The sequence below is a fragment of the Streptomyces katrae genome (assembly GCF_000966975.1).
GTDB lineage: Bacteria > Actinomycetota > Actinomycetes > Streptomycetales > Streptomycetaceae > Streptomyces > Streptomyces katrae.
Window position 1 is genome coordinate 1 of the sequence record NZ_JZWV01000882.1, and the last position, 9,049, is coordinate 9,049.

Consider the following 9,049-nt stretch of genomic DNA (forward strand, 5'->3'; position numbering starts at 1 on the left):
CCCCACCACCCCGCCGACCACGCCTCCGGGCGGGACCTGCACCAACCCGGCGTACGTGGCGGGCACGGTCTACACCGGCGGGACGGTCGTCTCGCACAAGGGCCACAACTGGAAGGCCCAGTGGTGGACGCAGAACGAGGAGCCCGGCACCACCGGCCAGTGGGGCGTCTGGCAGGACCTCGGCGCCTGCTGACGCCCGGCGGGTGAACCGCACGTGAGGACCCGGTGGCCCGGCGGCCACCGGGTCCTCGCACGTCCGGGCGCGCGGACGTCACACTCGGCGGCCCCGGATTGTCCTGTGGGAGCAGGCACTCCCACGCGGAAGGACACCCCCACCATGAGCACCATCCTCGTCACCGGCGGCACCGGCAATCTCGGTGCCCTGGTCGTCGGCATGCTGCGGGAACAGGGCCACGAGGTCCGGGCGCTGAGCCGGAGCTCGGCCGAGTTCCCGGTCGACCTGCGCGACGGCAGCGGGCTGGACGCGGCGCTGGCGGGCGCGCAGGTCGTCGTCCACTGCGCGAGCTCCCCGCGCGGGGGCGACGACGTGGCCGCCCGGCACCTGATCGACGCGGCCCGGCGGGCCGGGACCGTCACCAACCTGGTGTACATCTCGATCGTCGGGGTGGACGTGGTGCCGCTGGGCTACTACCGGACGAAGCTGCGGGTGGAACGGATGCTGGAGGATTCCGGGCTCGGGGTCACCATCCTGCGGACCACCCAGTTCCACGACCTGGTGGCCCGGGTGACGGGCGTGGCGGCGCGGCTCCCGCTGCCGGTGGTGCCGCTGCCCAAGGGCGTACGGGTGCAGCCGGTCGCGGTCGAGGAGGTCGCGGACCGGCTCGCGGAGCTGGCGGTGCCGGAGGCGGCGGGGCGGGTGCCGGACGTGGGCGGGCCGGAAGCGCGCCCGCTGGAGGAGTGGGCCGGGGTCTGGCTCGCGGCGACGGGCAGCCGGCGACGGGTGCTCGGGGTGCCGCTGGCGGGCCGCGCGTACGCCGCGTGCCGGCGCGGGGGGATCCTGGCGGCGCCCGGGCGGGCGGTGGGGCGGATCACCTTCGACGACTACGTGGAGCGGCGCGGGCGGGTCCGGGGGACGGGGCGCGCGTAGGGGGGTGCCTCCGGGGCGGGGGCCGCCGCGCGGAGCGGCGTGCGCGGCCGAACCGCCCCGTGGGCATCGGAGGAATGTCAAGGCCCGCAGACCACAAGGACCGTACGCGTTCCGGGTGACTCACCGTCATAAGTCCTGGGCAGTCCCGTGAATAGGCTCCCGTACCAGGAGACCGGCCGCCCGCCCGCACACCGTAGCGGGCCTGCGCGCCCTCCTCGCCCCTCTCGCACCGGACGGAACGGACACCCCGTGAGCCTTCGCCAGATCGAGCCCAAGCAGCGCGGCTTCCTCATCGTCAACTCCCACCCCGAAGGCGCTGCCCGGACCGTCCGTGACATGTGGGAGGCGGTCCCGGCCCGCACCGACGGCCGCCGCCCGGTCGCCCTGGTCCTGGGGCACTCCGCCGGCTACGGCCTGGCCACGGTCGTGGCCGGGCTGCGCCGGCACGGCATCCGCGGTATCGGCGTCGCCTTCGAGGCCCCCGACACCGGCCGCCGTACCGCCGGCGCCGGCTGGTACCGCACCGCGGCCACCGCCGAGCTCGTCGCCGAGGAGGGACACGACTTCCGCTTCGTGAACACCGACGCGTTCTCCGACGACGCCAGATCGCGGGTCGCGGACCTGCTGGAGGAGCACTACGGCCCCGTCGACCACCTCGTCTACAGCCTCGCGGCCCCCCGCCGCACCGACCCGGGTACCGGTGAGGTCCACCACTCGGTGATCAAACCGCTCGGCGCCGCGTACGAAGCCCCCGCCCTCGACTTCTCCGCCGCCACCCCCGCCGTGACGTGGACCCGGCTCGAACCCGGAACCGATGCGGAGGCGCGTGCCACGGTCGCGGTGATGGGAGGCGACGACTGGGCCCTGTGGGTCCGGGCCCTGGCCTCCCGCGGGCTCCTGGCCGACGGGTTCACCACCGCGGCCCTGACCTACGTGGGCTCGGAGGTCACCGCACCCGTCTACCGTCACGGCACCATCGGCGCGGCCAAGGAACATCTGGAGCGGACCGCCCGGGACCTGGACGGCTCCGCCCTCCTCAAGGAGAAGGACGGCCGCGCCTTCACCGTCGTGGCCGGCGCGGCGGTCACCCAGGCCTCCACCGCGATCCCCTCCATCGCCCTCTACACCTCCTTCCTCCGCACCGTCCTCGGGGACGGCGGCTTCCGGACGACCGCCGAGCAGGCCGTGGACCTCTGGGACCAGCTCGAAGGCCGCACCCCGCTCATCCTCGACGAGGAGGGACGGATCCGGCTCGACGGCTGGGAACTCGACCCGGGCGTCCAGGAGCGGGTCCGGGAGCTGTGGGCCGACCCGCAGCACGCCCTGGACGCCTCCCGTTCCGGCGCCGACTGGTTCATGAAGCAGGTCAGGGCCCTCTACGGCTGGGACGTCGGGAACGTCGCCTACGGCCGGCCGGTCGAGACCGACGTCCCGTGGCCCGCACTGGGCTGAGCCCCGGATCCCCGCGGGCGGTCAGCCGGCGAAGAGCTGCGACTGGGCCGCCTCGCGGGCCGCCAGGCGGGCTCCCTCCAGGACCGCCGGATCGCCCAGGGCGGTGGCGCGGACCTCGGTCGGGACCGGGCTCAGGGCGGCGAGACGGCGGGCCACGCGGGCGGCGAGGGGGTCACCGCCCGCCCGGCCCAGGCCACCGCCGAGGACGACGCAGCCCGGGTCCAGGACCGCGGCGACGGCTGCCGCCCCGAGAGCGAGGCGCTCCGCGAGGGCGTCCAGGAAGGCCTCCCCGGCGGCGCCGGCGACGGCCTCCTCCACGGGCCCGCCGAAGCCGTGCTCCGCCGCCAGCGCCGCCACCGCCGCCGCGCCGGCCAGGGCGTGGAAGCCGCCGCCGCAGTCGGTGGCGGAGGGCAGCGCGGCGGTGCCCGGCACCGGCAGGAAGCCGATCTCGCCCGCCCCGCCGGAGGCACCCCGTCTCAGCCTGCCGTCGAGGACCACGGCCGCCCCGACCCCGGCTCCGAGCCACAGCAGGACGAAGGAGTCCAGGTCCCGCGCGGCGCCGACGCGCTGTTCGGCCAGGGCCGCCAGGTTGGTCTCGTTCTCCACCCCCACCGCGGCGGTCAGCCGCCGCTGGAGGGCGGCCACCAGGTCCCGGTGCCAGGCGGGCAGGCCCGAGGTGTCGCGCAGCTCTCCGGAGGCGGGGGCGACCAGGCCGGGCGCGCCGACGACCACCGTGTGCAGCGCCTCCGCCCTGGCCCGGCGGGCCAGGGCCTCCAGCCGGTCCACGGCCTCGTCCACCGCGTCGACGGGGAGCTCCGCCGAGGCCAGCTGCCGGCCGAGCAGGTCCGTGACCACCGCCGTCGCGCTGTCGGTGCGCACGTCCAGGGCGGCCAGATGGGCGCGGCGGGCCACGATCCCGTAGAGGCGGGCGTTGGGGCCGCGCCGCTGTTCGCCGGACTCCCCCACGACCTCGACCAGTCCGGCCGCGCAGAGGCGTTCGAGCAGGTCGGCGACGGAGGGACGGGAGAGTCCGGTCAGCTGCTTGAGCTGGGTCGCCGTCAGCGCCCCCTCCGCCTGGAGGAGTTCGAGCGCGAGCCGGTCGTTCATCGCCCGGGCCGTGCTCGGCGAGGCCGGGGCGGCGGGAGGGGCGGGAGGGGTGGGGGACATCGCCTTCACGGGGGTCACGATCCCCATCCTAAGGAAAGGGTCTTAATTATCAGGCAGGCTCCCTGATAGTTTTATGGGCATGACGACCGTGACGGCCGGGGAACCCGGCACCGGCCCGGCGCGGCTGCGCCGTGCCCGCTTCGCGATAGCCGCAGTCTTCTGCACCCACGGCGCCGTGACCGGCTCCTTCGCCACCCGCATCCCCTGGATCCAGGAGCACGCCCAGGTCGGCGCGGGCACCCTGGGCCTGGCCCTCGCCTTCCCCGCCCTCGGCGCGGCCCTGGCCATGCCGCTGGCCGGGCGGGTGAACCACCGCTTCGGAGCCCGGGCCGCCCTGCGCGGGCTGCTGTCGCTGTGGACCCTGTCCCTGGTCCTGCCGGGCCTGGCCCCGAACCCGGTGGCCCTGTGCTGCGCCCTCTTCGCCTACGGGGCGGCCGCCGGCATGTCGGACGTGGCGATGAACGCGCTCGGGGTGGAGACGGAGGACCGGCTCGGCCGCTCGATCATGTCCTCGCTGCACGGGATGTGGAGCGTGGGCGCCCTGCTCGGCTCCGCCGCCGGGACCGTCGCGGCGCACACCGGGACGGACGCCCGGGTGCACCACCTGATCGCCTCCCTGGCCCTGACCGCCGCCGGGCTGGTCGCCGTGGGCGGGGTGCTGGATCTGCGCAGCGAGCCCGGGGAGGAGGCGCCGCCGCGGTTCGCCCGGCCCCCGAGGGCGGCCGTGCTGATCGGGGCCGTCGGCTTCTGCGCGGTGTTCGCCGAGGGCGCGAGCCTGGACTGGTCGGCGGTGTTCCTGCGGGACGTGCTGGGCACCGAGGCCGGTACGGCGGCCGCCTCCACCACCGCGTTCGCGCTCACCATGGCAGTGGCCCGGCTGGCCGGGGACCGGATCGTGGACCGGTTCGGGGCGGTGCGCACGGTCCGGGCGGGCGGTGTGCTGGCCACGGCGGGCGGGCTGCTGGTGGTGACGGCCGGCCATCCGGTGGCGGCCATGGCGGGGTTCGGGATGATCGGGCTGGGCATCGCGGTGGTGGTGCCGCTGGCCTTCGCCGCGGCGGCGCGCAGCGGACCGGCCCCGGCACAGGCCCCGGGGACGATCACGTACACCTCGGGGCTGATCGCCCCGTCGGCGATCGGGGCGGTGGCGGACGCGACCTCGCTGGTGGTCTCGTTCGGCCTGGTGACGCTGCTGGCGTGCGCGCTGGTCGGCGGGGCCGCGGTGCTGCGGCCGAAGGCCGGGCCGGAGGGTGGAGCACATGCCCTCAATCGGGACGAACCCACTGCTATCCGACCGTAATATGTCGCTGGCCGCCCTGCGGTCATGATCTCTGACCTCTCGGCGGAACGGAAGTGGTGGAACATGGGCTTCGGCCTGCGCTGGACCCTGCACGGAGACGGGCGGACCCCCGCCCCCGGGGCGGTGGTGCGGCCGGACGAGCGGCTGTCGTGGCCGCGCACCGCCGGGCTCGGCGCCCAGCACGTGGTCGCGATGTTCGGCGCGAGTTTCGTGTCGCCGGTGCTCATGGGCCTGGACCCGAACCTGGCCATCATGATGTCGGGCATCGCCACGGCCGTCTTCCTGCTCGCGACGCGCGGGCGGGTCCCCTCGTACCTGGGCTGTTCCCTGTCCTTCGTGGGCGTGGCGGCGGCGATCCGGGCCGGCGGCGGGGACAGCGCGGTGGTCACGGGTGCGGTGTTCGTGGTCGGTGCGGCGCTGTTCCTGGCGGGCCTGGCCGTGCAGCGGTTCGGGGCGCGGATCATCCACGCGGCGATGCCGCCGGTGGTGACGGGCGCGGTCGTGATGCTGATCGGGTTCAACCTGGCGCCGGTGACGGCGGCCACCTACTGGCCGCAGGACCAGTGGACGGCCCTGCTGACCATGCTGTTCACCGGGCTGGCCGTGGTGTGCCTGCGCGGGTTCTGGTCGCGGATCGCGATCTTCCTGGGGCTGGTCTTCGGGTACGGGATCTCGTGGGTCTTCGACCTGGTCTTCGGGAAGATCCACTCCCCGGCGGGCGGCACCGAGGCCGTGGACCACTGGCGGCTGGACCTCTCGGGTGTGGGCGAGGCCGACTGGATCGGGCTGCCGAACCTGCACGGGCCGTCGTTCCAGTGGTCGGCGATCCTGATCGCGCTGCCGGTGGTGATCGCGCTGATCGCCGAGAACGCCGGACACATCAAGGCCGTCGGCGAGATGACGGGCGACCCGCTCGACGACAAGCTCGGCACGGCCATCGCCGCCGACGGCGCCGCGTCCATGCTGTCGACGGCGGTGGGCGGCCCGCCGAACACCACGTACTCCGAGAACATCGGGGTCATGGCCGCCACCCGGGTCTACTCCACGGCGGCCTACTGGGCGGCGGCCGGCTTCGCCCTGCTGTTCGGCCTGTGCCCGAAGTTCGGCGCGGTCGTCGCCGCGATCCCCGGCGGGGTGCTGGGCGGCATCACCGTGATCCTGTACGGGATGATCGGCCTGCTCGGCGCGCAGATCTGGCTCAACGGGCGGGTCGACCTGCGCAATCCGCTGAACCTGGTGCCGGCCGCCGCGGGCATCATCATCGGCGTCGGCGGGGTCAAGCTGCACTTCAGCGACAGCTTCGAGCTGGGCGGCATCGCGCTCGGCACGATCGTGGTGATCACCGGCTACCACGCGCTGCGCTATTTCGCGCCGGAGCACCTCAAGCGCCAGGAGCCGCTGCTGGACTCGGGCACCTCGGACTACGACAGCGCCGAGGAGCCGGCCGGGGAGCCCGGGGACAAGCGGGGTTGACGGCGTTTCGCCCGAACCGGCGAAGCGTACGGCCAAGTTCCCCGCGGCGGGCGCCGCGGCTGTGACGCTGTCTCCCATGGAAGCGGTACTCGCGCGGATGCGCGTCCTCGACGAGCGGCTGCCCGCGCAGGACGGCGTGGCCGTCTTCAACCGGGTGTACCTGACCGTGACGCAGACCCTGCACGAGCGGATCGGGCACGGGGGCTTCCCCGAGCCCCGGCGGGCCGAGGCGCTGAGCGTACGGTTCGCGGAGCGGTACCTGACGGCGGTGGAGTCGGAGCGGGCGCCGGCCTGCTGGCGCCCGCTCCTGCAGTACCGGCGCCACCCCGGGGTGCGGCCGCTGCAGCACGCGCTGGCCGGGATCAACGCCCACATCGGGCACGACCTGGCCCTGGCGGTGGTGTCCACCTGCCGCGCGCTGGACTGCTCACCGGCGGCCCTCGAAGCCGACTTCCACGAGGTCGGCGACACCCTGGTCTCCCTGGAGGAGCGCATCCGGGAGGACCTGATGCCGGGCCCGGACCTCCTGGAGATCGCCGATCCGCTGACGCACCTGCTGGGCTCCTGGAGCCTGGAGCGGGCCCGGGCGGGGGCCTGGGCGGCGGCCCGGCTCCTGTGGACGCTGCGGCGGTCGCCGGACCTGGCGGAGGAGTTCGAGGAGTCCCTGGACGCGGGGGTCGGCCTGGTGGGCCGCTGCCTGCTGACCCCCGTGGCGGGCATGAGAACGGGCCGCCGCCGCGTGGGTGACGCGGGGGCGGCCCGTGGTCCGGGGGCCGGAGTACCGGTCGGGTACTAGTCCTCCGGGAGTTCGACAGGGGCGATCTCGTCGTAGACGTCGCCCGGGCCCGGGTTGGTGGCGTCCGTGGAGCCGCCGAGGTGGTGCATGACGCCCCAGACCGCGTTCAGGGCGGTCTGGACCGCGCCCTCAGCCCAGCCGGCCGTCCAGGAGATGTCGTCGCCGGCGAGGAAGATGCCGCGCTTGTCCTCGGGGAGGCGGTCCTGCATGAAGTGGGTGAACAGGCGCCGCTGGTAGCGGTAGTGGCCCGGCAGGTTGGCCTTGAACGCGCCCATGAAGTAGGGCTCGTCCTCCCAGGAGACGGTGACCGGGTTGCCGATGATGTGGCGGCGGATGTCGACCTTGGGGTAGATCTCGCCGAGGGACTTCAGCATGACCTCCATCCGCTCGTTCGCGGACAGCGGCAGCCACTTGAGGCTGTCGTCGCACCAGGTGTACGAGAGGCAGATGACGGCGGGCTTGTCCGGGCCGTTGTCCAGGAGGTACGTACCACGGGTCATACGGTCCGTGAGGGTCATCGACATGACGTCGCGGCCCGTCTCCTCGTCCTTGTCCAGCCAGAACGGCCTGTCGACGGGGACGAACAGCTTGGACGACTCCATGTAGTGCGTGCGCTCGATCGCCGTCCAGTGGTCGATCGGGAACAGCGTGTCGTCGCACTCGATCTTCGACAGCAGCATCCAGGACTGGGCCGTGAAGATCGCGGCGCGGTAGGTGCGGATGTCGCCCGAGGCGTCCGTGACCGTGATGCGGTTACCCGCGGTGCGGTGCAGGCGGGTCACCGCCGGGCGCGGGGTGCCCTCGTGCAGGGAGGACAGCGAGGTGCCCTGGGCCCAGTGGACGATCTTCTCGGGCTCGCGCTCCCACAGGCGCAGCGGCAGCTGCTGCGAGCCGCCGACGATGCCGCGGTGGTGGTCGTCCGCCTCGGTGTAGACGACGCGCAGGATCTCCAGGATGGAGTTCGGGAAGTCGGTGTCCCAGCCACCGGTGCCGAAGCCGACCTGGCCGAAGATCTCGCGCTTGCGGAAGGACTTGAACGCCTCCGACTTGCAGAGGAAGCCGTAGAAGGTCTCGTCGTCGAGCTTCTCCACGAGCTTGGCCCAGATCTCGCGGATGCGCGGGACGTCCCGCTCGCGCATGGCGGTGTTCATGTCCGAGAAGTCCGCGCCCTCGTCGAGGCAGGCGTTCCACGCGGCGGACACGTCGCGGTAGATCTGCGGGAGGTCCGCGATCGTCTCGGCGTAGTGGGTCTCGCCCTTGAGGTCGACGACCGTCGAGGGGGTGGACTCGGCGAGCGGGTTCGGGAAGGGCTCCGTGACCAGGCCGACGAGGTCGATGTAGTGCTGCAGGGCCGTGGAGGAGGGCGGGAAGCGCATGGCGCCCATCTCGGCGGTGAGGCCCTCGGTCTCGGCGCCCTCGAAGCCGACGGTGCGCAGGCGGCCGCCGATCTGGTCGGCCTCGTAGACGACGGGCTTGAGGCCCATCTTCATCAGCTCGTAGGCGGAGATGATGCCGGACAGGCCGCCGCCGATCACGGCGACCTCGGTGCCGTGCTCGGTCGCCGGTATCTGACCCAGGCCCGCCGGGTGGGCGAGGAAGTCGTCGTACGCGTACGGGAAGTCCGGGCCGAACATGGTGATCGGCGGGAGCTGTCCGTCGCCGTGCGGGACGGCGGTGGTGGGCACCGTGGACGTCATGGGGGTACGTCTCCTTGCGGCAGAGCAGGCGGGGCTGGGGAGGGGTGGTGCGGGGG

General features: G+C 73.8%; 8 protein-coding genes. 6 read left to right on the forward strand and 2 right to left on the reverse strand.

The window, feature by feature from the left end; all coding sequences use genetic code 11:
- The 3 genes from VR44_RS28735 to VR44_RS28745 form a co-directional block, all read left to right on the forward strand.
- A partial coding sequence (locus VR44_RS28735) for a carbohydrate-binding protein (protein ID WP_045950531.1) occupies positions 1–193 on the forward strand: 193 nt, incomplete at its 5' end.
- 144 nt (positions 194–337) lie between these two features.
- Positions 338–1,108 carry an SDR family oxidoreductase gene (locus tag VR44_RS28740; protein WP_045950532.1) on the forward strand — a complete coding sequence of 257 codons (771 nt, stop codon included), beginning with the start codon at positions 338–340 and terminating at the stop codon, positions 1,106–1,108.
- A 249-nt stretch (positions 1,109–1,357) separates the two neighbouring features.
- Entirely contained in the window at positions 1,358–2,560 is a 1,203-nt protein-coding gene (locus tag VR44_RS28745) for a trans-2-enoyl-CoA reductase (RefSeq protein ID WP_045950533.1), read from the forward strand.
- A 21-nt stretch (positions 2,561–2,581) separates the two neighbouring features.
- On the opposite strand, the gene VR44_RS28750 is transcribed toward VR44_RS28745, so the two are convergent.
- Positions 2,582–3,754 (reverse strand): ROK family transcriptional regulator, encoded by a 1,173-nt coding sequence (locus VR44_RS28750; RefSeq protein WP_211275140.1) that lies wholly within the window; start codon positions 3,752–3,754, stop codon positions 2,582–2,584.
- A 52-nt stretch (positions 3,755–3,806) separates the two neighbouring features.
- Here VR44_RS28750 and VR44_RS28755 point away from each other — a divergent pair, with 52 nt between their 5' ends.
- The 3 genes from VR44_RS28755 (at position 3,807) to VR44_RS28765 (ending at position 7,296) form a co-directional block, all read left to right on the forward strand.
- Positions 3,807–5,027 (forward strand): MFS transporter, encoded by a 1,221-nt coding sequence (locus VR44_RS28755; protein ID WP_045950537.1) that lies wholly within the window; start codon positions 3,807–3,809, stop codon positions 5,025–5,027.
- Positions 5,028–5,090: 63 nt separating this feature from the next.
- Positions 5,091–6,500, forward strand: a complete 1,410-nt coding sequence (locus VR44_RS28760; protein WP_045950534.1) for a uracil-xanthine permease family protein — start codon at positions 5,091–5,093, stop codon at positions 6,498–6,500.
- Positions 6,501–6,576: 76 nt separating this feature from the next.
- The gene (locus tag VR44_RS28765) at positions 6,577–7,296 is read left to right on the forward strand and encodes a DUF5995 family protein (protein WP_245692392.1); all 720 of its coding nucleotides are present in this window, start codon (positions 6,577–6,579) and stop codon (positions 7,294–7,296) included.
- Here VR44_RS28765 and VR44_RS28770 read toward each other — a convergent pair.
- Positions 7,293–8,993 (reverse strand): flavin monoamine oxidase family protein, encoded by a 1,701-nt coding sequence (locus VR44_RS28770; protein ID WP_045950535.1) that lies wholly within the window; start codon positions 8,991–8,993, stop codon positions 7,293–7,295. The two genes, VR44_RS28765 and VR44_RS28770, sit on opposite strands and share 4 nt — an antisense overlap.
- Positions 8,994–9,049 lie beyond the last annotated feature (56 nt).

Bases quoted from the DNA above. Each gene is read 5' to 3' on its own strand.
- VR44_RS28755 (WP_045950537.1), top strand. From the start codon at position 3,807: ATGACGACCGTGACGGCCGGGGAACCCGGCACCGGCCCGGCGCGGCTG.
- VR44_RS28750 (WP_211275140.1), bottom strand. From the start codon at position 3,754: ATGGGGATCGTGACCCCCGTGAAGGCGATGTCCCCCACCCCTCCCGCC.
- VR44_RS28740 (WP_045950532.1), top strand. From the start codon at position 338: ATGAGCACCATCCTCGTCACCGGCGGCACCGGCAATCTCGGTGCCCTG.
- VR44_RS28765 (WP_245692392.1), top strand. From the start codon at position 6,577: ATGGAAGCGGTACTCGCGCGGATGCGCGTCCTCGACGAGCGGCTGCCC.
- VR44_RS28760 (WP_045950534.1), top strand. From the start codon at position 5,091: ATGGGCTTCGGCCTGCGCTGGACCCTGCACGGAGACGGGCGGACCCCC.
- VR44_RS28770 (WP_045950535.1), bottom strand. From the start codon at position 8,993: ATGACGTCCACGGTGCCCACCACCGCCGTCCCGCACGGCGACGGACAG.